Raw genomic sequence first — 22,569 nt, forward strand, 5'->3', positions numbered from 1 at the left:
CTTGCGGCAAGTTAAATCAATGTAAGTGCCAATAACAATTCAGTCTAAAAAATGCGTATTAATACTCTATAAACGCGTATTAACCGAATTGTACTGGATGAAGGACTAATCTACGTGTTCTTTGAATCAAAATACCCCTTCGATATTAATATTACCGGTTTTCCTAACGTCGGCATGTGCATTGTTCTTTCAAAGTGTTTTTAAACCTAAAATTAAAGTTATGTTTCACCATTCAAAAGATTTACAATTCAATGCTCGGGTATCCCGTCCAGACCCAGCATTTGCCAACATTTTGCTGGAACAATTTGGCGGAGAAAATGGCGAACTAGCAGCAGCCATGCAATATTTTACGCAGGCATTTGGGGCTAAACAGCCGCATCCCGATAAGTATGATATGCTTATGGACATCGCTACTGAAGAATTTTCACACCTGGAGATCGTGGGTGCTACGATCCAAATGTTGTTAAAAGGAGTTAACGGTGAACTTAAGGATGCCGCTGATTCTTCGGAAATCATGCAGGTCTTAGAAGGTAAAGCTGCCAAAGAAAATATTATTCATGCGGCTTTAAGTGCAAACCCGCAGTTTCCTATCATTACTGGTGGTGGGCCAACTTTGAGAAATAGTCAGGGTATTCCATGGTGTGCGTCATATATTCATTCTAATGGAGACCTTACAGTTGACTTAAGAAGTAATCTTGCCTCGGAATCCCGTGCGAAATTAGTCTATGAGCATTTGATGAAATTTACTGATGACCCTTACGTAAAGGAAACGCTTTCGTTTTTAATGACACGCGAAGTTGCGCATTACAAAATGTTCGAAGCAGCACTGGAAACAATTCAGCCTAATTTCCCTCCCGGAGTTCTACAAGCTGATCCTAGATTTACACAACAGTATTTCAATATGTCGCCTTCTCAAAGCGTGCGAGGTCCTTGGAACCAAGGCGAAATGCCAGGCATGGGATTACAGTGGGAATACATCTCAGACCCTGTGACGGAAGTTATGCAAACTGAAGGTCTTACAGTACTCGATGATGAAAAAGAAGCTGAAATCGCAGAAAGCGAAGAGCTTAATAAAGATCTAAGTGCTATACGAAGTACAGAAGTAAAGCAGTCTGAACCGGATGGTGTAGCTCAATGGAGCGACTATACCGCTCAGGACTTCGAATAAGAAAATAGTAAAGAATGGCTTTTCAAATTTGGGAAGCCATTCTTTTATTACGGTTCATAGGATTTCCTTAATTGAAAAGGCCCAGCCTTCGATTTATCATTTGCATTTTGCAACTCTAACGAGCAAGCAGATCTTTCCTTCAAAGCTAAACAATAGATAATTCCATCGGAATATTTTTAATCAGAATCGAAAAGACGTCCCAATAAAGTACGTTTTTTCCGCATCCGCCTGGATACCGTAATTAAGCCCTGCGTCAAGTAAAAGATTATTTGCTAATGAGAGTTGCAACGATCCATTCAAATAGCTTGACCAATGGTGCTGCTTAAAATCATAGGTATAAAAAGTCTCTCCTATACCTTCCAGTCCCTTTATGATTTCATGGCTTAGCGTTAACGATTGTAAAAGTTCCGTGTGTAGACTGTGATCATATTTATCTTGTAAACGATCTCCTTCGATCTGGAATCCCAGTTTCCAATCATTTGGAAGCTTCAGCTGCATGGGTAGAATTATCCCACCCTCGTACCTTTGGTCTGGCTCCAGTTGAGATGTTGGAAATTTGATATAGGGTAAAATAGCAATAGAGAAGTTTCCGCCACCATTTCCCGATATATTCTGTTTTAGCCGGAGTATCAAATTGCCAAGGCCATGAGTGTTTGTCTTGTTCCCAGTAACCAGATCTAAGTCGCGCTGTGTGCCAAAGGCTTGTATGATTATCTGTAAGTCAGCTGAGTTGGTAATACCAAGCTTCAAGTTCGCCTGGTTGATTAGCAATGTTTGCTGATTACTAAGCTCATCTTTTTCGCGTTTAAACTTTAGCAGATCTGCTTCATATTGAATGTGCCCTGCATCAACGGTAAATGGAGATTCGGTAATATCAGGACGGTCCGTTTCCATATCGCGCAACATGTCTTTCGGAACAGGATTAAATAAATTAACACTAGTCATTTTTGTTGCCTGTGCGTAACCGGATTCGCAGGTTAGAAAAATCAATGAAGCGCAGAGCAGTGTTCTGATCATATTCATAAGTCTAGATTGCGTTAAATAACAGTTTAGGCAATAAAAAGTTTATATGGTTATCGTGCATGACACATTGCTGCAGAATGATAGGGAGCGATATATGTGAAATACCGCTGGTTTGATCAATTAATAGCTTAGCTTTAAAACTTTGGCACTAGAGAAGTGCTGCCCCTAAACCAGTCTTAATATTCTATCAAGTCCTGGATAAATCTCACAATAAGAATGAACAATAAAGAGAACGATGAACTCTTCCTGGCTAATAAGGAGATTGCCCTTCAGAACCTTCAAAGAGAGAAGCGCGCTGCAGAATTACTTATTGCCAATAAAGAACTGGCTTTTCAAAACAAGGAAAAAGAGACCAGGGCTGAGGAACTTGTCATAGCCAATAAAGAACTCGCCTTTCAAAACAAGGAAAAAGAGAAACGGGCTGAAGAACTCATTATCGCTAATAAAGAGTTAGCTTTCCAAAACAAGGAAAAAGAGACCCGGGCTGAGGAACTTGTCATAGCCAATAAAGAACTTGCCTTCCAAAACAAGGAAAAAGAGAAACGGGCTGAAGAACTCATTATCGCTAACAAAGAGTTAGCTTTCCAAAACGAGGAAAAAGAAAAGCGCGCAGAAGAACTTATTATCGCAAATCGTGAGCTGAAAAGTGCTGAAGATGACATCCGTAAACTTAATGATGAACTAGAAAGAAAAGTCATTGAGCGAACGTCACAACTGGAATTTGCTAATAAAGAACTGGAAGTTGTTAATAAGGAGCTTGAATCATTCTCCTACTCTGTTTCGCATGATCTCCGGGCGCCTATACGTGCCATCCATGGATACACGAGAATACTTGTAGAAGATTATATGGAAGCCTTCGATAATGAAGGTATTAAAATTCTTCATTCCATTACCCGTAACTCAAAGAAAATGGGCGAGCTGATTGATGACTTACTTGCATTTTCAAAACTAGGAAGAAAACAGGTAAGCTTTTCAGCCATGGACATGAACGCTTTGGTTAGGGCCGTTCAGGATGAATTAACAGAAGATGATGAAAACCTACCGATTTATACTATCGACACTTTACCTGCTGCCATGGGTGACAAGTTGTTAATTAAACAAGTTTGGATCAACCTTATTTCAAATGCAGTTAAATATTCCAGACATAAAGCAGAAACAGTTGTTGAGGTAGGTGCCTATAAGCAAAATAATATGATTGTCTATTTCGTAAGAGATAAAGGCGCAGGTTTTGACATGCAATATTATGATAAGCTATTTGGGGTTTTCCAACGGCTGCATTCTCAGGAGGAATTTGAAGGTACAGGTATCGGCCTTGCAATTGTACAGAAGATTGTACAGCGTCACAATGGTGTAGCATGGGCGGAGTCAAAATTAGATGAGGGCTCCACTTTCTACTTTAGCCTACCAAGCATAGAACAAACTATAATTTAGAATAACATAATGAGTTACCATAACGTTGAAATTTTGTTCGTTGAAGACAGTCAGGATGATGCTGCACTTACCGTTCGCGCTTTAAATAAAAGTGGTTTCCACAACAAGCTGCATCATGTAATCAATGGCGCAGAAGCGTTGGATTTTCTATTTTGCCGTGGAGAGTATTCAGAGCGTAATCCAAAAGAGTTTCCGAAGTTAGTACTATTGGACTTAAAGATGCCGAAAGTATCAGGCCTTCAAGTGTTGGAGATTATAAAGGCGGATCCGAACTTAAAGTCCCTTCCGGTGGTCATGTTAACATCTTCCAACGAAGGACCTGATATCGAAAAATGTTTCGCTCTAGGAGCAAACAGCTACATCGTTAAACCAGTGGATAGTGATAATTTCTTCCAGGCCGTTAAGCAAATCGGAATGTATTGGATGGTCTTAAGTCAACCTGCACTTTAGAAGTACATGATCAAAATTCTAATTGTAGAAGACAATGAAAGCGATGCCGATCTGCTTTGTCGTGAACTAAGAAAATCAGGAGTTATATTTCTTTCGGAAATCGTTCAGACACGAAAAACGTTTGAACAAGCTTTAGAGAATTATAAACCAGACCTAATCCTTTCAGACTTTTCTTTGCCTTCCTTTGATGCTGTGACTGCTTTCCAAATTAAACAGCAGAACAACCCACTCACACCTTTTATCATCATTTCAGGAGTTATCGGAGAGGAAAATGCGGTTGAACTCATTAAATCGGGAGTAACGGACTATGTATCAAAAGCCAATCTCTTTACGCTGCCTACAAAAATTAAAAGAGCTATTGATGATGCGCAGCTAAGGAAGGAGAAACTAGTAATTGCCGAAGAATTGAAGATGCTCAATTTTGAGCTTCTCTCCCTCAACCAGGAGTTGGAAACAAGAGTGGTTACGCGCACCACAGCGCTTCTGGAAAGTGAAAGCAGATTTAGAAGCATGATGGAGACTATTCCGCAAATCGCCTGGACGAATACAGTGGGTGGTAAGGTAGACTATTACAATCAACGCTGGTATGACTATACCGGTCTGGATAGTGTTAGAACAGAGATGCAGGGCTTTAAAGTTGTAATCCATCCTGACGATCTGGTGCTTGGTTTAGCTGGATTTATTTCCATCCTGCGTGGGAAAGATGGTGGCGAATTCCAAATTAGGATAAAAAGATCTGACGAAATATTTAGGTGGCACCTAATCCGGCTAATGCCGATTAAGGCTCAGGACCATATACAACTTTGGGTAGGTACTGCCACAGATATTCAGGAACTTCGACTATTACAGCAGTATAAGGATGATTTTATCAGCATTGCCAGTCATGAAATAAAAACACCTATTACGAGTTTGAAGGGCTCACTGCAAATGCTTGACCGGATAAAGGCAAACGCTCCGTCTGATCTATCATTTAGACTTATTGCTCAGGCAAGTAAAAGTCTTGACAAGGTCAATGTATTAATCGAGGATTTATTAAATGCAAGTATGGCCAATCAAGGTCAACTCAACATAAGCCGCCAACAGTTCAACCTTTTTAATCTTATTACCTCCTGCGTTGATGAACTAGATCTGGCTTCACATACCATAATAATTGAAGGGGAAAGGGAAATTGAAGTTCTGGCGGATACGATCAGAATTGAACAGGTTTTGGTTAATTTCATTACTAACGCAATAAAGTACGCCCCTGATGCGAAAGCGATTTTAATAGAGATTGAAAAAATAGACGGTTACGTCAAGGTATCGGTAATCGATAAAGGCCCCGGAATACCTGCAGAAAAGATTCGCTATCTTTTTGACCGTTACTATCAGGTTGGTAACGCAAGTTCTCTCTACACTGGCCTTGGTTTAGGTCTGTACATCTGTGAAGAAATTATCAAAAAACACCATGGTCAAATCGGCGCAAAGAGCGAATTAAATAGTGGTAGCATTTTTTGGTTTACTCTACCGGTCTTAACTGAACTTTAGGAAGTAATTAGTATAGGATTGTAACCCTGGAAAAGACCACTTTCTAATACACCTGTAATTGATTTAATCTCTTTTTCCAATCCAGTGTATATCTTCTCAAAATATACATCTAGAATGAGACATCCGCTTTCAGTAAGCACAGGACCGTCTTTCCCTCCCGCTAATCTCATACTCATCTCTGTTGAGCCGAGTTTTATCAGCTCAGATTCTACGTATCTTAAAGCCATTGGATATATTTCTACAGGTATAGGAAAGTTGGTTCCTATGACAGGAACCAACTTACTTGGATCAACGAGTATATAACGCTCATTACAACTCATCATTACTAATTTCTCTTTGAATAGTGCACCACCCCTGCCCTTATTTAGGTTATATTCGGAGTCAACCTCATCGGCACCATCGAGGCACCAGTCTACCTTATCTACTGTAAGATCGGTTATGAGTAGATTTAAATTCTGACAGGCAAATTTCATTTCCAGCGAAGTGGGAATAACTTTAATGCTCAAATTTTTATCAGCTACTTTTTTCGCGATAGAATAAACAGCTAATAACGATGTTGAACCAGAACCAACGCCAATGACATCACCATTCCTGACACGGTCTGCAATCTTATCGGCAACGCTTTGCTTCTGGTCTCTATTCTTAATTAGTGCTACCTGAGCGCTTTGATCTAGCAAATGACTGGTCCAATTCATATTCAAAGTTAGCTATTTAAGGCTGACCACTGCCACCCATAGCTCCGTAAACTTGGCCCGTTGCATAACTTGCATCTGCTGCCGCTAGTTGTACGTAAATAGAAGCAAGTTCTACTGGCTGACCTGGTCTGCCCATTGGAGTATCGCCACCAAATGTCTTCAACTTTTCCATTGTGGCACCGCCGCTAACTTGTAATGGAGTCCATATTGGTCCAGGCGCTACACCATTAACACGGATACCTTTTGAAGCTAACTGCTTGGCAAGCGAACGTACGAAACTCGTATTTGCCGCTTTGGTTTGTGCATAGTCAAACAATTCTGCAGATGGATCAGTAGCTTGTTGTGATGTGGTCGAAATGATAGCAGAGCCTGGTTTTAGATGTGGCAAAGCAGCTTTAGTTAACCAAAACGGAGCGTAGATATTCGTCTTCATCGTCCAGTCGAACTGCTCAGAACTAATGTCTAAAATGGATTCGTGAGTCTGCTGTCTCGCGGCGTTATTAACTAGAATATCCAAACCACCAAGACCTTTAACCGCTTCTTCAACAAGTCTTTTGCAAAATGCTTCATCTCTGAGATCACCTGGGATTGCAACCGCTTTACGTCCGGCTTTCCGGATAAGCGCTACTACTTCTTTAGCATCGGGCTCTTCGTCAGGTAGATAATTAATTGCCACATCTGCACCTTCCCTGGCAAACGCTATGGCGGCTGCTCTACCCATTCCGGAGTCGCCACCAGTGATTAGTGCTTTACGACCAGCTAATCTCCCGGACCCTTTATAGCTCGTTTCTCCATGGTCAGGCTTTGGATCCATTTTACTGGCTAAACCTGGCCAGGGCTGAGACTGCTCCTTGAAGGGAGGTTTAGGATACTTCGTAGTTGGATCGTCAAGGGCTGCTGTAGCATTACCACTTAGGACATCCGAGTCGGCGGCACCAAATGCAGGTCCGGCTGCTATAGTTGCAATGCCTACGCCAAGACCGCCCAATGCTTTACGGCGGCTTATTTTATCTGCTTCATTCATAATATTTCTCGATAGGTATATGCATTCAACCTTTTTGAGAACTATTGGTTTGATTTATTATTAATATGCCGAGCACCAAATAAGCCAAGAAAACACAAGGTCATCTGAATAAAGTAACGGGATTAAGACTCAAACCTGACCCTTTTTCGCTATTAAAGCATTAAATTCGCTGGAATAAGTAACCATTTATTTGTTTTTTCATCAGATGACCGAAAAAAAGGTGATAAAAGTCGGATTAGATTCCGCCGCTCCATTTCCGATGCACTCTGACTACAATTCCGAAGGCTTTGAAGGCTTTGAGGTTGACCTTTTAAAGGCAATCACTGATCATTTGGGGTTAGAAATAGAATACCAGGTATCTTTATGGTCTACAATACTAGAACACTTATTTAAAGGCGAACTGGATATTATCTGCTCCGCAGTAACAGTTACCCCCTCTCGTAGGCATATCCTGGAGTTCACAAATCCTTATCTACATTTCCGACTTTGCGCGGTGATCAAGGAGGAAGACAGTCTTAAAGGAATTACCGACTTCAAAAACAAAACGATTGGGATTAGAGAGGCAACGGAGGCAGAACGGTATGTTCATATGAATTTTCCGGGAAACAATATGGTTCATGCCGAAACGAATAAGGATCTTTATAGAAAGTTGCAATCCGGCAAAATCGATTTGCTGATCGATGACTCCCCGATAGCCGGTGGTTTTCTTCAAAAGAATAAAAAACTCAAAGTAGGAATGTACCTTCCAGGCACCGACTCGCAGTATGCTATTGCCTTGAAAAAAGGCGATGTTCAACTTAAAGATCAGTTTAACGACGTATTAAGTTTACTGAAACAAAACGGTGTATATCAAACTATCTACAAAAAGTGGTTTAATGACATTCAATTTTAGAAGCGGATTGCACAAAGGCAACCGATCGGTTGTCTCCAAAGAATAGGTATAAACCGGCGCTACAATCGCCTCGAAGTAGGACTGCTATCACCAGGTTGGCTGTCCAGATTGTCCAGTCAGGCCTTAAGCTGGAGCAAAACAATTGAGGACCCGAGCGGTTAAGTGTATTATGGAACCTTTTAACATAAAGATTGGTTACGGTGACAATAACGTCACATTAACGATCTTACCTACCTCCGATCAGCAATACAAAGTAATCTATTTTGGGGCAATTCTAGGCGCAGTAAAGTATGAGGCAGATTGTTGGGACTTGGTCTCAGAGGAAGAACTACAGGCTGGCGATCTGCCCTTCTATAGACATGATTTAAATTCAGACAGAGCGAACGTGATTCTGGATGAAGCTACTATAGATGAAATTGGAGAGGAAATTGAAATTACTCTTCGTCTCGAAAAAGATATATAAAAAATATTTCACAAATATCTACCAATTTAATAGACTTTACCTATATTTGTCTTATAGTCATGTGGCCGAGGGGTTAGGTAAGGGTCTGCAAAACCTTCCACGGCGGTTCGAATCCGCCCTTGACGTCAAATACAATTTAAGTATTGTTTGATCTTTAGATGTTTGGTTAGATCTAAGTTTTGTTTGAATAAGCCAGGTTGGATGACCTGGCTTTATTATTTTTCATAAAATTCCAAGGGTAAACCGTCGGGATCAGCAATGAATGTGAAACGCTTTCCTGTAAATTCATCTATACGAATTTGCTCCGCAATTACGCCGTTCCTTTTAAGCTCAAGTACAATCTCGTCAAGTTCTTCGACTTCAAAAGCAAGATGCCTTAAGCCTGCCGCCTCAGGTTTAGACGGTCGCTGTGGGGGCGTCGGAAATGAAAACAACTCAATTATGTAATCGCCATTCAAAGATAGATCTAACTTATAAGACTGCCTTTCAGTTCTGTATACTTCGCGAATAATTTGCAGCCCTAAGACATCAGTATAAAATCGCTTCGACAATTCGTAGTCCGTGCAAATGATCGCAATATGGTGGACGGATCTCAGTTTGACTGCCATTACTTACTTATTAGTTTGTATATCTCACCTTTATTGCCAGCGAGAAGAACAAGTTTTCCAGACTTAGATTTTTGAATAACATTGAAGTTCAGTTTAGAAATATTGTACCAGCTGATGCCTCCATCAGTCGACAAATCTGTCCCAGAAGAGCCGGTCGCTATCAAGGTCTTGTTATTAACATAGATTACGCCGGACCGGTAACCATCGACTGGTTTAAGCGGCTTGGTCCATGTTCGTCCTGAATTGGTTGTCAATAAGACGTTGTTGCTTTTCTCGTTATCTTTCAAATAGTTCCCGCCGACTACTACCCCTACTTTCTTATTATAGAATGCTATTGAAAAAGGTCCAGTACTACTTTCGCCTTGGAGAATGGGACACTTATAGACGCCCCACTTGTCGCCATAGTTATTGGAGTAATACAAATTGGAAGCTGCACCGCCAGTAGCAACCCATACCTTCCCATTGCCCAAAGCTCTAATTGTAGTTCCACTCGCGGCAAAACCAGCCTCTCCTGGAAGTAAATCCGACTTTAAATTCGCTGATATGTTTTCCCATGAAAGTCCCCCGTCAATTGTCTTAAGAATCTGCATCTTGTTCTTGATTGGATCGCCGAAGATGATTCCACGCTTCTCATCCCAAAAATCCATACCGTCAAGAAAAATCGCAGAATCTATGTTTTTGTAAGTTTGTGTCCAGGAATTACCTCCATCTTTAGTAATCAGAATATATGCTGGTGAACCTGCGTTGACTATGATTGCTCTGTTACTATCAAAAGCCTCGATGTCTCTAAAATCAAACTTCTCATAACCTTCCGGCTTAATCCATTGCCAATGCAACCCACCATCTACCGTTCTGCCAACGGTACCATTACTCCCACTTACCCATGCGACTTCATCTGAAACAATTGACATCCCTCTGATACTTGTTAAAGTACCACTTGTTTGTTGGATGAAACTATAAGACTGCCCCAAAACAACAAATGGTAATAATAGAACTAAGAATAGTAGCTTTTTCATTATTTAACGCGTTTCCAAACTTCTGTTCTACCAAGAATAGATACGCCTAGGTAGCCCCTCATATTCAGATCGCCGTTGCTTTTCAATGTCAAATTGCAACTGTAGACTTTGCCAGACTTTGGATCGTAAATGTTACCGTCTGTCCACTTGCCATCTTCGTAAACAAAGTCTTTAAGAATTTCGAGTCCCAAGATCGGTTTAGATCTTAAGTTGGCATTAGGATTTTGAAAATCTGTTTTTACATTACCTTTCTCGTCCTTAGGGTCTTTTAGCCAGACGAGCTTACCATAGAATTTATTGGATCTTTTGTTGATTTCAAGATGCGCCTCATTCGTTGAGTTAACCCATTTACCTAGAATGGCATCCTTGTTTTGAGCGGAACTGGTATAGGCGATAGCCATCAGCAAAAAGGCGATTATATATTGTTTCATAGGGAATGTGATGCAAATAGGTTAGTAAATAACGAAAGGTAAATAAAATTGGCAAGTATTTGTAAAAAATAAAAGAGATAGACTCATCCAAGCTCTATCTCTTTCTAACCAAATATAAACCCTGTATGAACGGGATTTTTGTCCTTAAGGTAATTGCACATTACCTATTTATTCTTTTTATGATCACAGCGTTGCTGCTTGACTCTACAAATGTAGAAATAATATTCAATAGTGTAAAACTTACACTAAGCATTTTCTCCATAATCCCTAGGATATTGCAATTCTATGATAATTGTTTTAGCCAAAGAATTCAATTTTAGAGCTCGAAACAGCGTAAAAAATCAATTTTTTAATAATAAATGCCTGGTTAGTAGTGAGTACTAAGCAAAAGTTTAAAATATCTTTGTTAAAAGACACAAAAACCTAGAATTAAGCACTGACATGTAAATTAAACATGAAGAATTGCAATAAATATCACTTCGTAATGGAATTACCGTAGAATTTAGACCATTAAAACAGTTTTAAGCGTAACAAATATCAAAGACGTTTAGTTTAAACGCTGCTTTTGCCCTAATAATAGCTGAGCCAATTTGATGTATGGAACTTGTTGAACAGTCAGACTATCATCAATCGCGATAGAAGCGGCGGTAGCGGCAGATTCTCCCAGTATCATGAAAACAGGTTCCATTCTTACGGAGCCATAAGCAATGTGAGAACTGGAAAGACATACCGGAACAAGTAAATTTGAACACTGGATTTCTTTAGGAACAATAGCATCATAACCGATGCTATAAGGTTTAGGGGCTTTGACGCCTATGTCACCTTCATTTTGAACAAAGCCTTCGCTACTCACATACCGTTGAACATTATGAGAGTCTAACGAATAGGAACCCATTCCAATCGGTTTTGGCACTTCTCGTTTCCCGAGAACTTCATTTTCAGTCATGACTAAATTACTGACCATTCTTCTCGCTTCTCTAATGTACAATTGATGAGGCCAGTTGCCATTGTCTGTGAACTCATCTTTCGACAAGCCCCAGGTATTCAATCTATCTTGTAAAGCCTTAGGTACTCTGGGGTCTGTTGCCATAAAATACATCAAACCTTTTTGATAGTTTTCATGGTCCTTAATGATCTTCTTTCTTTCGGCATACGTAGCTTCAGGATACTTGTAATTCATTCCTATAAAGTCTGTACTGAAAGGTCCGTGGTTGTTCGTATCAGTTTTCCTATTAGGAACTGGGTCGTATTTATCAAATAATTCCTTCCAGCCACTTTCAAAAACCCTGACTAACAACTCATAGTCCAAGGCATTGTAGCGGTCGGGCTTTGGAAAAGTGATCTTGTTGTCTAGATTATTTGTTAAACACATCCGAAAGCAGTAGGCCTGCAACTTATCATCGCCTTGCCCTCTCAGGCCTGGAGCGGAGGCAGAAATTCCTGTCAATAAGCCGCTGCTCTTCTTACCAGGGGTTTTATAAGGATCAATTGCTTTCGCAAAATGATGGCCGTGTTGAAAAACGTTCGTTTGTACACCATTCCACGTCTCACCATAGATCGTATTCGCTTCCCTACCCACATGATAGCTTACTCCAGCCGCAGCCATCAAATCTCCTTCATAAGTAGCGTCAATAAACACTTTCCCTTTGTATACTTTGCCACTAAGCGTTCTTATGGAGACTATTTTACCATCCTTTTTTACTAGACCTTTCTTCCGGTTCAACCATTCGTTGCGATGAACAGCCAATGCATTTTCTTTAACGAAGTCTTCCATAATCTGTTCGGCCACATGGGGTTCGAAGATCCACATCGTGCGGTCGGCGCCGTCAATCGCCGGTGTGCCCTGTCCCTTATTGCCATAATCCTCTTTCTTCTGCCATTTCCAGGCGGAGTCTCGTGAATAATGAAGAAATATCCGATGGTAAAATTCCCTTGCCAAGCCTCCAATCACTTCTTTATTACCTGTATCTGTAAAGCCAAGACCCCCCGAAGTGAGGCCACCTAAATGCTTGTCGGGGGATACCAGTATAACCGTTTTACCCATTTTACTTGCCTGAACACCCGCCATAACTGCTGCGGATGTACCACCGTAAATAATAATATCAGCGTTAAATACTTTCTCTTTAGTTTGAGCAGATACTTCTTGAAATCCGTTAACGCAAACAAGAACATAAATAACTATGGCTTTGATCTTCATAAAATCTAAGTTAATAAAAGAGATTTAATTGTAAATTGGATGATATGAGAAAATCTATACTGCTAATGCTAAGCACGCTATTCGCAACAGTTGCGGTTGCCCAAAAGTACGAGGCCAACTGGAACTCACTAAATCAACGGAAAATCCCGGAATGGTTCCATCAGGATAAATTTGGAATTTTTATACATTGGGGTGTCTATGCAGTCCCCTCCTACGCGCCTGTTATAGAAAATAGTGGTGATAGCTATTCTGAATGGTACTGGTGGCGTTTGATTGAAAAACAAAAGGACTTTAGCAGCTTCCATAATAAGAACTATGGCAGCGAGTTTATGTACCCTTCTTTTGAGAAATCTTTCAAAGCAGAGCTCTATGATCCAAATGCATGGGCAGATCTGTTTAAGAAATCAGGTGCTAAATACGTAGTGCTAACTTCTAAGCATCATGAGGGCTATGCATTATGGGAAAGCAAGGAGGCAGATAAAAGCTGGGGCAAACCCTGGAACGCAGTAACTGGTACGCCTAAGCGGGACTTGCTGGGCGACCTTACAAAATCTGTAAACGATGCTGGCCTTAAAATGGGCTTTTACTATTCGCTCTATGAATGGTTTAATCCGCTCTGGAAAAGTGATAAAAAGAAATTTGTGTCGGAACACTTGTTTCCTCAGTTCAAAGACCTGGTCACAAAATATAAACCTGCAGTGATATTCTCAGACGGAGAATGGGATCTTACAGACGAAGAATGGCGTAGTCCAGAGCTGTTGGCCTGGCTTTACAACGAATCTCCAGTGGCGAAATCTGTCGTAGTTAACGATCGTTGGGGTAAAAATACGAGGGGTAAAAACACGGGCTCTACTTACACAACTTCCGAATATGGCAGCGGCATGGATCCAAATGTAATATGGGAAGAAAGTCGTGGCATCGGACACTCCTACGGTTACAATAGGAATGAGAAACTGGAAGATTATAAAACAAGTCATGACTTGATTTTAATGCTGGTTGACATTGTTTCCAGGGGCGGTAATCTCCTATTGGATATCGGGCCAACTGCTGATGGCCGCATCCCCGTGATCATGCAACAAAGGCTTACTGATATAGGCACCTGGTTAGGGGTTAATGGTGAAGCCATTTATGGTAGCGAAGCTTATACTAAATCCTATCAATGGAGTGAGGGGAAAATGCCAGAGAAAAAAGGAGAGTCTTATATGGCCGGCTACGACATTGCTAAAATGGTGCTCCCTGCAGGTGATCAAGCTCATGTTGAAGCATTCTTTACCATTAAGGGAAAAGATTTGTACTGCATTTACCCAGCATTCGCATCCAAGTTTACAATAAGAGATCTTAAACTGAAGAGTGGCACCAAAGCTTCAATCCTCGGGATTAACAAAGAGTTGAAGATCAAGTCTTCCGGCAAAAATGTAGTTGTGGATGCTTCTCTCTTAAAGCCCGGGGAGATTAGCGGCAAGCTAATTGTCGTCAAATTGCAAAACGCATTGTAAAAGAAAACAATATTGCTCGTTTCATAGTATCTTATTGTATATAATCGATATACCATGCTACAACAAGGAGAACAAGCACCAGAATTCGAATTATTTGCCACCCCAGATCAAAAGGTTAAGTTAAGTGAACTGAAAGGGAAAAACGTAGTACTCGCGTTTTATCCAGCAGATTGGAGTCCGGTCTGCAGCGATCAGATGGTTCTTTACAACGAGATGCTTAAAATATTCGGCAAATACAATGCAACCATTTTAGGCATTTCTGTAGACAGCCGCTGGTGCCACCTCGCTTTCTCAAAAGACCGAAAATTACACTTCACATTGCTTTCAGATTTTGAGCCTAAAGGGGAAGTATCTAAACAATATGGAGTATACGATGAAGCTGCAGGCGAATGTAAGCGGGCGCTGTTTGTTATTGATACCCAAGGTACCATTGCATGGAGTTATGTGTCGCCAACGGCGATGAACCCCGGAGCGGACGGAATATTAGAAGCACTTGAAGAACTAACCAAATCAAAATAGCTTATGTCACTAAAACCAGAAATCGGACCTGCAGATCAAACCCAGGGTAATGAACAGGCCGCAGTCAAATTAGTAGAATATGGCGATTATCAGTGTCCATATTGTCGGGACGCCTATTCCATTGTTAAAAACATACAATCTACATTTGGTGATCAAATATTATTTGTATTTCGAAACTTTCCCCTACAAGAGGCACATCGATATGCCAACATCGCCTCTCAGGCAGCTGAGGCAGCTGGCAAACAGGGTAAATTTTGGGAGATGCATGATGCCATATTTGAAAATCAGGATCAGCTTAATGAAGACTTCCTCGATACGCTGGCGGAAAAGCTTGGATTAGACAGGGAACAGTTTGAATGGGACTTAAATTCGGAAGAGATCTCTACTAAAGTCGAGAACGATTTCGAGAGTGGCGTAAGAAGCGGCGTAAATGGCACGCCTTCCTTTTTTATTAACGGCACTAAATTCGATGGCGGTGCAGATGATCTGCTTCAGGTACTAAAAGAAAGTGGAAGCTAGAATTAACTAACTTCCACTTTTATAATGGTATAAATCAAACTTTAAATTTAATCCGCGTGTAGCGTATCCTTATGTTCATCTGCATTGTAAGAGGCTTCTAATTCAGCCAGTTTCTTCTTACCATAGGCAAGCTTAGTAATCAGTACAAACAGCACAGGGACAATGAAAAGTGCTAGAATTGTAGCTGAAAGCATACCGGCAGCAACCGTCCATCCAATAGTTTTCCTTGATACTGCACCGGCACCATGAGAAATGATCAGGGGAATAACACCCAAAATAAAGGCTAGGGAGGTCATTATAATTGGCCTTAAACGTAGCTTAACTGCTTCTATTGTTGCAGCAATTAATTCCATACCCCAATCCACACGCTCTTTTGCGAACTCAACGATCAAAATCGCATTCTTTGCTGAAAGTCCGATCAATGTTATTAATCCTACCTGAGCATAAATGTTATTGTCCAATTTAGGTAGGAAAGTCAACGCCAGGATAGCGCCAAATAAGCCTAATGGAACAGACAGCAGAATAGAGAACGGAACAGACCAACTTTCATATAAGGATGCTAACAACAAGAATACAAATACAATAATCAAGGCAAAAATCATAGTCGTACTGTTACCAGCTTCTTTTTCCTCAGCACTCAGTCCAGAGAAGTTGTAGCTATAATTCGCAGGCAAAGTTTCCTTTGCTACTTCTTCCAACGCCTTCAACGCATCCCCAGAACTCGATCCCGGCTTAGCAGATCCAGTAATTTCTATCGATCTGAACAAGTTAAAGTGATTAATAATCGAGGGCTTTTCTACAATCTCATAACTTACTATCGAACTCAAGGGCACAGAATTACCAGAAGTATTTTTTACATAAAGTCTGCTTAGATCTTCAATTCCTTTACGGAAGCTCGTATCGGCCTGCGTTACCACCCTAAAGTTTCTACCGTACCTGGTGAAATCGTTCACATAACTACTACCCAGATAAGCGGAAATGGTACTATAAACCGCACCTATTGAAACCCCCATTCTTTTTGCCTGGTCACGATCAACATGAACCTGGTAGTTTGGTGTTTTCGAATTGAACAGGGTATAAGCCATACCTATTTCAGGCCTTTGATTTGCCGCCATTAAGAACTTCCCAACGTTCGCTTCAAAAGCTTTAATGTCTCCCGCTTGTTTTTCCTGAATTTGCAGCGAGAATCCTCCACTGATACCTAAACCAGGAATCGGAGGTGGTGCTACAGCAAGCACACTTCCGTCTTTATCGCCAGCGAACTCTTTGGTCACACCAGCTATCGTTGTTGCCACATCTCCTTCACGATCGTCCCAACCTTTCAGTTGAACAAAAAATGTTGCAGCATTGGATTTAAATGATCTATTCAATATATTAATACCTCCGATAGACGTGATGTTCTTTACCTCAGGATATTTTTTCTGAATGGTTTCGGTAATCCTCTTAATAAAGGCATCCGTTCTTGCTGCAGATGCTCCTTCAGGTAAGGTTACTCCCATCAGGAAGATACCAGCATCCTCACCCGGTATAAATCCTCCAGGCTTTTTAACAAATAACCCAACCGTTCCTACATACAGACATACCAGGATCACTATAACCAGTGGTGCTTTTTTCAAGGCCCATTTAACGCCATTCGAGTACTTGTTTGTCACCTTCGCGAACCAGACATTAAACTTGAAAAAGAATTTATTCAAGCCTCTGGATTCTGAATTTAAGTTCATCGGCTTCAATAACAATGAGCATAATGCGGGCGTAAGTGATAAAGCAATAAAGGCTGAAAGTATCACAGAAACAGCAATCGTTATGGCAAACTGTTGATAAAGTTGACCTACCATCCCTGGAATAAACCCGACAGGAATAAATACTGCCGCTAGTATTAATGCAATCGCTATAACCGGCGCTGTTATATCTTTCATCGCCTTCCGGGTAGCTTCTGGAGCAGAAAGCCCTTCGTGATCCATATAATGCTGAACGGCCTCAACCACAACAATTGCATCATCCACTACAATACCAATCGCCAATACAAATCCAAACATCGTCAAGACGTTGATTGAAAAGCCAAGTATCGTAAAGAGAATGAAAGTACCAATGATGGATACAGGTATTGCAAGAACCGGTATTAGTGTGGCTCTCCAACTTTGCAGGAAGAAAAATACAACCAGTGTCACCAATATCAGCGCCTCAACCAAGGTGTGAACCACCTCACTTATGGAGACCTTTACTATGGAAACGGTCTCATATCCTATAACGTAATCCAGGTCTTTAGGAAAGGACTTCTTAAGCTCCTGCAATTGCTTTTCAATCCCATCGGCCGTAGCCACTGCATTTCCACCTGGAGTCTGATTGATTGCCATCATGGACGAAACCTTTCCATTAACTTTTGAACGGGTCGCATAACTGAACTCCCCAAGTTCGATCCTGGCAATGTCTTTCAAATAAACCGAAGAACCACCAACTCCAGATTTAACAACGATGTTCTCAAATTGCTCCTGAGAGTTCAAATCCGCATCTAATAGAACTGAAAATTCAAAGGTTTGATTCGAGTTTTGTGGAGGCCCACCAACAGTACCACCTGGTATACGTGAATTCTGCTCTGCTATCGCCGCAGAAACCTCTGCTGGCGTAATGTTTAACCTGGCTAACTTGTTAGCATCAAGCCAAACGCGCATACTAAAAGGCTGACCAAATGCCTGCACATCTCCTACCCCGGGTATCCGGAGAAGTGCATCTTTAACATAAAGATTAACATAATTGGATATGAACTTCTGGTCATAGGTTCCATTTGGTGAATATAAACCAAGAACCATCAAGATATCATTATTTGCTTTTTTAGTGGTAACACCTAGGCGTCTAACAGCTTCCGGTAATGCCGGCTCTGCTATACCCACCCTATTCTGTACATCAAGTGCCGCAACGTCAATATTAGTCCCTACATCAAACGTTACTGTGATGGCAGAACGACCATCAGAAGTGCTGTTCGACGATAAATACTTCATCCCCGGTGTTCCATTGATCTGGCTTTCAATAGGTGTTGTTACAGTTTGTTCTACAGTTTGGGCATCGGCTCCTGTATACGTTCCACTAACTGTTACCGTCGGTGGCGCAATATTGGGGTATTGACTGATCGGTAATGTTGTAAGTACAATCGTACCTATCAACACCAACAACAGCGAAATTACAATGGCTGTGATCGGTCGTCTTATAAAAACTTCTGAAATCATTATGTTCTTCTTAGATCTTTAAACTATTTCTTAACTGATGTCGCAGCAGTAGCAGGTTGTTGTCCAGCTGCCTGACCCGGCGTTCCGGCTTGTACCTTTGCACCAGGTTTAACATTTTGTACACCCTCCACTACAATCACATCACCTGGATTTAAACCACTGCTTACAACAACACTTTGGCCAAATTGCTTTCCAAGCTTAACGTTTCTGGCTTCAGCTTTACTACTGTCACCAACTACATACACGTTAAACATCCCCAGCTGCTCCTGCACTGCTTTATAGGGTATTACCAGTTGGCGTCCCGACGACATATTCAGCGCTTTCAAATTAACCGTCATACCTGAAATCAATCTGCCCTGAGGATTTGGATAACTAATCCGAACTCTGATTGTTCCAGTTTGAGGATCAACAGCACGATCTATCGCTACAATACGGCCTTGACCTTTAAAAATACTACCGTCTTGCAATTGAACACTAAATAGTGAGTCTTTTACAGCCGATGATGTGTTTTGAAGCCTTGTGAAACGTGGGATCTCAGCTTGATTTACTGTGATATCTACTGCTATAGGGTTATTTGTAGAAACTGTGTTTAATAGGGTCGTACCAGGCGAAGCAAGTGCACCAAGCTTAACTTGTGAAATACCAATGGTTCCAGTTAAGGGCGAAACTATAGTCGCACGTTGCAGATCATTGGCAGCAGAAGAAAGTTGAGCCTGGGCAGCAGCTACCTGTGACGCGGCGTTTGCTAAGTCAGTCAATGCATAATCTACGCGTTGTCTGGCCACAGCATCTTGTTCAGCTAGTCTTGTATATCTGTCTGCATCTTTTTTTGCCTTATCACGATTTGACTTTGAAACAGCAACATCAGCTTTAGCTGCATTATAAGTTGCAATGTACTTTGTTCTATCTATTTCATACAGTTTCTGGCCTTTAACTACTTTTTGTCCATCTGACACAAAAATAGCCGTCACATAACCGCCAACTTGTGGTCGTAATTCAACCTCGTTCAAAGCTACAACGACACCTGGATAAGTGTCTGTGGTAACTACATCCTCTTCTGTTACAGTAGCGGTTGTTACTGGTGTAGCCGGGGGCGGTCCTTGTTGTTGTGCGGTTTGGTCTCCTCCTCCACAAGAGGCTAGGGCGATGGAACCAAGAATTATAACTCCCAGTTTTATGTTGCTAATCATATTCATTTGATGCATATTAATTGATGGATACTGTGCCTAACGCCTGTTGTACGTCGAGTTTTGATGACAAAAGGCTATATAATGCGTTTAAATAATTTAATTGAGCAGTACGAAGATCTGTTTCCGAAGTCATCAGATCCAGATAGGTTTTTATTCCCTCATCATATTGCAGTTTTATGGTGTTATAGACCTGTCTTGAAATCTCGACGTTCGCCCTGGATGTATTTAAGTCGTTGAGGTTGGCTTTATACGTTGCCATAGCCGATTCGTATTGCGTGTTAATCTGATTTCTGGTTTCCAGCAAATCAAGATCAATCCTTTTCTCCTGTAATTGAGAAATTTTAATCTCTTGAGTACGCCTTCCTCCTAAAAATACTGGAATGCTTAACTTTAGTCCTACTACGGAGCTCGGGAAAACACGATCATAAAGCTGACTAAATTCCTGGCTTTGATAATTCCATCCGTAATTGTAAAATCCAGATAAAGACGGCAGGTAAGAAAGCTTATTATAGCTGGTATTTATCCGTTGCAACTCCCGCTGTGTTTCAAGCAAACGATATTCAATACGACCAGGATAACTTACCCTCTGGTTGGTATCGATCAGCATGTTCCTTTCCATTTCTCCTTCACTGTAAGCCAGATCAAATTCCTTATTCGCAGTGTAACCAATAAGCTCCCGTAAATAGGCATACTTGGCTTTGAGTAACTCCTGAGTTCGTTTCCAATCGGCTCTCGAATTACTTAAGCTGATTTGTGCCCTTTGAAAATCCGTCTTATCAACAATGCCGGCCTCATACTGAGCTTTGGCATCACGGTATTGCTTTTCCAAACGTGCAATATTTTCGGTGATGATGTTCAGTTGCTCCTTACTTGTTAAAATATCGTAAAAAGCCTTACTGACATCAACTACAGTATTGATCTTGTTATTCTCTGTAGTCTGCTTGTATTGCTGTCTAAAATATTTAGCGGTTTTTGAAGCCTGTATCAACCCGGCATTAAGAATCTGTTGATCTGCTTGCAATGTGAATGAAGAGGTATTTTTACCACCAAATGTTAGCAATGAGCTTTGTCCGTTTGTGGTAAGCAATTGCGTTTGCTGTTTAAGATTATGGTTGATGGTACCATTTCCATTAATTTGAGGTAGCCAGCCTGACAGCGCAGATTTAATATCACGCTCGCCGATTTCTTCATCAATCAGCGACTGTTGTACTAAGGGCTTATTTCTTAAGGCATAATTAATCACATCTTGCAATGTGGCCTTCTGTAACACCGTCCCAGCACTATCCGTTTGCGCAAATACGATCCCTGGAATAAGGACACTTGCGCAAGCGAGTATTAAGACTTTTAGGTAATTAAAATTCATAGTTATATGACCTGGAAAATTGAAAGTGCAAAAGTATCCTGAATTGAGATGGATGTTGTTGAAAAATTGACTGAACATAGAAAATTCATAACTGAAGCAGCACAAAAAGCATACCCAACCGAACAACCATTTGCTTGAGTTCTCTATTTCTCCGTTTTAGTAGGAAAATATTACCCTTGAGTAAGTTATCGCACAAAAAAAGACTAAACTTTTACTAATCTTGTAGCTCAATAACCAAAATGAAGTTAAACAGGCAGGCAAAAGACTTTTATAAGTATTTCAGGTTCATCGTTATACCTGTGGTATTTATTGCCTTTTATATTCTGTCTGTGATGATAGACCCATATCGCTCCTGGACAAGCTTTTTTGAAAGAACAAGAACCGCAATCTTCAGAGAACTTATTTTCGTCCTGATTTACTGTATTGGTTTAACAGAAATCAGCCTGGCACTCGCAAAATTTCTTGACAGAAAAATGAGATGGCAGGAATTTCTCATGGCCCGGCTTATCCTGCAGTTTTGTGTGCAAATACTGACAACAATTGTCTTTTTATATTTATATATGAATACCACCATGACCTTATTCGGTGATGGTAGAAAGTTCAGCGACATCAATTCGATTGCACTTCGGCAAACTTTCGTTGTTAGCGTTTTATTATCCATACTCATCAGCCTGATCTATACCGGAAACTTTTTCTTGCAGCAGTGGAAAGTAGCCTTAATGGAGAGCTCTACCCTAAATTTAAGGGCAGCAGAATTTAAGCGTATAGCACTTGAAGCAGAATTGGAATCACTTAAAATGCAGCTCGACCCACATTTCATGTTTAACAATTTCAGCACTCTTTCCGCCCTTATCGCTGAAGACCAAAATCTTGCACAACATTTCCTGGAGAAACTTTCTAGAGTGTACCGATACATGATTATTAATGTACATAAAAACATCATCTCGGTTGAAGAAGAAATAGACTTTGCTAACGCTTACTTTTACCTGATTAAGATTCGCCTTGGAGAAAACATTAAGATGGAGTTGGTCCTTCCTGACTCGGTTTTGAAAAAGGGAATTCCACCTATCACCCTACAGCTATTGATTGAGAACGCCATTAAACACAACACTGCTTCCCGTTCAAAGCCATTGCTGCTCACCATAACTGCAGATGAAGATGGAGACCTGCTAGTTACGAATACCTTACAACGCCTTAATTATAATATACCTTCAACAGGAACTGGTTTACTGAACATTCAAAGCCGTTATAAATTGCTTTCTGAAAGATTGCCCGAAATTACTGAAGCAGATAATCTGTTTCAGGTCAAACTTCCATTAATGGATTTAACCACTTAACT

The 22,569-nt window shown here is 40.8% G+C and carries 20 protein-coding genes and 1 tRNA gene; 11 read left to right on the forward strand and 10 right to left on the reverse strand.

What is annotated here, in order from left to right:
- Positions 1-220: 220 nt before the first annotated feature.
- Positions 221-1,168, forward strand: coding sequence for a manganese catalase family protein (locus WKF66_RS07650; protein WP_489673836.1), 948 nt, complete (start codon positions 221-223; stop codon positions 1,166-1,168).
- Between the two features lie 180 nt (positions 1,169-1,348).
- On the opposite strand, the gene WKF66_RS07655 is transcribed toward WKF66_RS07650, so the two are convergent.
- Complete coding sequence (locus tag WKF66_RS07655) at positions 1,349-2,185, reverse strand: transporter (RefSeq protein ID WP_489673837.1); 837 nt, start codon at positions 2,183-2,185, stop codon at positions 1,349-1,351.
- Positions 2,186-2,407: 222 nt separating this feature from the next.
- Here WKF66_RS07655 and WKF66_RS07660 point away from each other — a divergent pair, with 222 nt between their 5' ends.
- Genes WKF66_RS07660 through WKF66_RS07670 form a run of 3 tightly spaced genes read left to right on the forward strand, consistent with a single transcriptional unit; the run spans position 2,408 to position 5,596 of the window.
- Positions 2,408-3,622: a sensor histidine kinase gene (locus WKF66_RS07660; protein ID WP_489673838.1), complete on the forward strand. Its 1,215-nt coding sequence runs from the start codon at positions 2,408-2,410 to the stop codon at positions 3,620-3,622.
- Positions 3,623-3,631: 9 nt separating this feature from the next.
- Complete coding sequence (locus WKF66_RS07665) at positions 3,632-4,072, forward strand: response regulator (protein WP_489673839.1); 441 nt, start codon at positions 3,632-3,634, stop codon at positions 4,070-4,072.
- A gap of 6 nt (positions 4,073-4,078) precedes the next feature.
- Positions 4,079-5,596 (forward strand): sensor histidine kinase, encoded by a 1,518-nt coding sequence (locus WKF66_RS07670; protein ID WP_489673840.1) that lies wholly within the window; start codon positions 4,079-4,081, stop codon positions 5,594-5,596.
- Here the strand turns inward: WKF66_RS07670 and rpiA are convergent.
- Together rpiA and WKF66_RS07680 are read right to left on the reverse strand one after the other, a co-directional pair.
- Positions 5,593-6,291, reverse strand: a complete 699-nt coding sequence (gene rpiA, locus WKF66_RS07675; protein WP_489673841.1) for a ribose 5-phosphate isomerase A — start codon at positions 6,289-6,291, stop codon at positions 5,593-5,595. The genes WKF66_RS07670 and rpiA overlap by 4 nt on opposite strands.
- 16 nt (positions 6,292-6,307) lie before the next feature.
- Positions 6,308-7,315 carry an SDR family oxidoreductase gene (locus WKF66_RS07680; RefSeq protein ID WP_489673842.1) on the reverse strand — a complete coding sequence of 336 codons (1,008 nt, stop codon included), beginning with the start codon at positions 7,313-7,315 and terminating at the stop codon, positions 6,308-6,310.
- Between the two features lie 205 nt (positions 7,316-7,520).
- Between WKF66_RS07680 and WKF66_RS07685 the strand changes: the two genes are divergently transcribed.
- The 3 genes from WKF66_RS07685 (at position 7,521) to WKF66_RS07695 (ending at position 8,796) form a co-directional block, all read left to right on the forward strand.
- Positions 7,521-8,207: a substrate-binding periplasmic protein gene (locus WKF66_RS07685; protein WP_489673843.1), complete on the forward strand. Its 687-nt coding sequence runs from the start codon at positions 7,521-7,523 to the stop codon at positions 8,205-8,207.
- A 169-nt stretch (positions 8,208-8,376) separates the two neighbouring features.
- The gene (locus WKF66_RS07690; RefSeq protein WP_489673844.1) at positions 8,377-8,670 is read left to right on the forward strand and encodes a hypothetical protein; all 294 of its coding nucleotides are present in this window, start codon (positions 8,377-8,379) and stop codon (positions 8,668-8,670) included.
- 55 nt (positions 8,671-8,725) lie between these two features.
- Positions 8,726-8,796 (forward strand) — tRNA-Cys (locus tag WKF66_RS07695).
- A gap of 89 nt (positions 8,797-8,885) precedes the next feature.
- Here WKF66_RS07695 and gloA2 read toward each other — a convergent pair.
- The 4 genes from gloA2 to WKF66_RS07715 form a co-directional block, all read right to left on the reverse strand.
- Positions 8,886-9,278, reverse strand: a complete 393-nt coding sequence (gloA2, locus tag WKF66_RS07700) for an SMU1112c/YaeR family gloxylase I-like metalloprotein (RefSeq protein WP_489673845.1) — start codon at positions 9,276-9,278, stop codon at positions 8,886-8,888.
- On the reverse strand, positions 9,278-10,294 hold the full coding sequence (locus WKF66_RS07705; RefSeq protein ID WP_489673846.1) for a WD40/YVTN/BNR-like repeat-containing protein: 1,017 nt from the start codon (positions 10,292-10,294) through the stop codon (positions 9,278-9,280). Before WKF66_RS07705 ends, gloA2 begins: the two co-directional genes overlap by 1 nt.
- Positions 10,294-10,725, reverse strand: a complete 432-nt coding sequence (locus WKF66_RS07710; protein WP_489673847.1) for a DUF2147 domain-containing protein — start codon at positions 10,723-10,725, stop codon at positions 10,294-10,296. Before WKF66_RS07710 ends, WKF66_RS07705 begins: the two co-directional genes overlap by 1 nt.
- Positions 10,726-11,272: 547 nt before the next feature.
- Positions 11,273-12,922: an FAD-dependent oxidoreductase gene (locus tag WKF66_RS07715; protein WP_489673848.1), complete on the reverse strand. Its 1,650-nt coding sequence runs from the start codon at positions 12,920-12,922 to the stop codon at positions 11,273-11,275.
- 44 nt (positions 12,923-12,966) lie between these two features.
- Here WKF66_RS07715 and WKF66_RS07720 point away from each other — a divergent pair, with 44 nt between their 5' ends.
- From WKF66_RS07720 to WKF66_RS07730, 3 genes are read left to right on the forward strand one after another with little or no spacing between them, the layout of a single operon-like run.
- Positions 12,967-14,418 carry an alpha-L-fucosidase gene (locus WKF66_RS07720; RefSeq protein WP_489673849.1) on the forward strand — a complete coding sequence of 484 codons (1,452 nt, stop codon included), beginning with the start codon at positions 12,967-12,969 and terminating at the stop codon, positions 14,416-14,418.
- Between the two features lie 54 nt (positions 14,419-14,472).
- Positions 14,473-14,937 (forward strand): redoxin domain-containing protein, encoded by a 465-nt coding sequence (locus WKF66_RS07725; RefSeq protein WP_489673850.1) that lies wholly within the window; start codon positions 14,473-14,475, stop codon positions 14,935-14,937.
- Positions 14,938-14,940: 3 nt separating this feature from the next.
- On the forward strand, positions 14,941-15,456 hold the full coding sequence (locus tag WKF66_RS07730) for a DsbA family protein (RefSeq protein ID WP_489673851.1): 516 nt from the start codon (positions 14,941-14,943) through the stop codon (positions 15,454-15,456).
- Between the two features lie 47 nt (positions 15,457-15,503).
- On the opposite strand, the gene WKF66_RS07735 is transcribed toward WKF66_RS07730, so the two are convergent.
- Genes WKF66_RS07735 through WKF66_RS07745 form a run of 3 tightly spaced genes read right to left on the reverse strand, consistent with a single transcriptional unit; the run spans position 15,504 to position 21,230 of the window.
- A complete protein-coding gene (locus WKF66_RS07735; RefSeq protein WP_489673852.1) occupies positions 15,504-18,677 on the reverse strand; it encodes an efflux RND transporter permease subunit in 3,174 nt (1,057 codons plus the stop codon).
- Between the two features lie 23 nt (positions 18,678-18,700).
- Positions 18,701-19,867 (reverse strand): efflux RND transporter periplasmic adaptor subunit, encoded by a 1,167-nt coding sequence (locus WKF66_RS07740; RefSeq protein WP_489673853.1) that lies wholly within the window; start codon positions 19,865-19,867, stop codon positions 18,701-18,703.
- Between the two features lie 16 nt (positions 19,868-19,883).
- Entirely contained in the window at positions 19,884-21,230 is a 1,347-nt protein-coding gene (locus WKF66_RS07745; protein WP_489673854.1) for a TolC family protein, read from the reverse strand.
- Positions 21,231-21,469: 239 nt separating this feature from the next.
- On the opposite strand from WKF66_RS07745, the gene WKF66_RS07750 reads away from it, so the two are divergent.
- Positions 21,470-22,567 (forward strand): sensor histidine kinase, encoded by a 1,098-nt coding sequence (locus tag WKF66_RS07750; RefSeq protein WP_489673855.1) that lies wholly within the window; start codon positions 21,470-21,472, stop codon positions 22,565-22,567.
- Positions 22,568-22,569 lie beyond the last annotated feature (2 nt).

Source organism: Pedobacter sp. (genome assembly GCF_037719805.1).
GTDB lineage: Bacteria > Bacteroidota > Bacteroidia > Sphingobacteriales > Sphingobacteriaceae > Pedobacter.

Coding starts and splice junctions, on each gene's coding strand:
- WKF66_RS07680 (WP_489673842.1), bottom strand. CDS start 7,315: ATGAATGAAGCAGATAAAATAAGCCGCCGTAAAGCATTGGGCGGTCTT.
- WKF66_RS07720 (WP_489673849.1), top strand. CDS start 12,967: ATGAGAAAATCTATACTGCTAATGCTAAGCACGCTATTCGCAACAGTT.
- WKF66_RS07725 (WP_489673850.1), top strand. CDS start 14,473: ATGCTACAACAAGGAGAACAAGCACCAGAATTCGAATTATTTGCCACC.
- rpiA (WP_489673841.1), bottom strand. CDS start 6,291: ATGAATTGGACCAGTCATTTGCTAGATCAAAGCGCTCAGGTAGCACTA.
- WKF66_RS07730 (WP_489673851.1), top strand. CDS start 14,941: ATGTCACTAAAACCAGAAATCGGACCTGCAGATCAAACCCAGGGTAAT.
- WKF66_RS07750 (WP_489673855.1), top strand. CDS start 21,470: ATGAAGTTAAACAGGCAGGCAAAAGACTTTTATAAGTATTTCAGGTTC.
- WKF66_RS07690 (WP_489673844.1), top strand. CDS start 8,377: ATGGAACCTTTTAACATAAAGATTGGTTACGGTGACAATAACGTCACA.
- WKF66_RS07665 (WP_489673839.1), top strand. CDS start 3,632: ATGAGTTACCATAACGTTGAAATTTTGTTCGTTGAAGACAGTCAGGAT.
- WKF66_RS07685 (WP_489673843.1), top strand. CDS start 7,521: ATGACCGAAAAAAAGGTGATAAAAGTCGGATTAGATTCCGCCGCTCCA.
- WKF66_RS07650 (WP_489673836.1), top strand. CDS start 221: ATGTTTCACCATTCAAAAGATTTACAATTCAATGCTCGGGTATCCCGT.
- WKF66_RS07670 (WP_489673840.1), top strand. CDS start 4,079: ATGATCAAAATTCTAATTGTAGAAGACAATGAAAGCGATGCCGATCTG.
- WKF66_RS07705 (WP_489673846.1), bottom strand. CDS start 10,294: ATGAAAAAGCTACTATTCTTAGTTCTATTATTACCATTTGTTGTTTTG.
- WKF66_RS07660 (WP_489673838.1), top strand. CDS start 2,408: ATGAACAATAAAGAGAACGATGAACTCTTCCTGGCTAATAAGGAGATT.
- WKF66_RS07715 (WP_489673848.1), bottom strand. CDS start 12,922: ATGAAGATCAAAGCCATAGTTATTTATGTTCTTGTTTGCGTTAACGGA.
- WKF66_RS07655 (WP_489673837.1), bottom strand. CDS start 2,185: ATGATCAGAACACTGCTCTGCGCTTCATTGATTTTTCTAACCTGCGAA.
- gloA2 (WP_489673845.1), bottom strand. CDS start 9,278: ATGGCAGTCAAACTGAGATCCGTCCACCATATTGCGATCATTTGCACG.
- WKF66_RS07740 (WP_489673853.1), bottom strand. CDS start 19,867: ATGATTAGCAACATAAAACTGGGAGTTATAATTCTTGGTTCCATCGCC.
- WKF66_RS07710 (WP_489673847.1), bottom strand. CDS start 10,725: ATGAAACAATATATAATCGCCTTTTTGCTGATGGCTATCGCCTATACC.
- WKF66_RS07745 (WP_489673854.1), bottom strand. CDS start 21,230: ATGAATTTTAATTACCTAAAAGTCTTAATACTCGCTTGCGCAAGTGTC.
- WKF66_RS07735 (WP_489673852.1), bottom strand. CDS start 18,677: ATGATTTCAGAAGTTTTTATAAGACGACCGATCACAGCCATTGTAATT.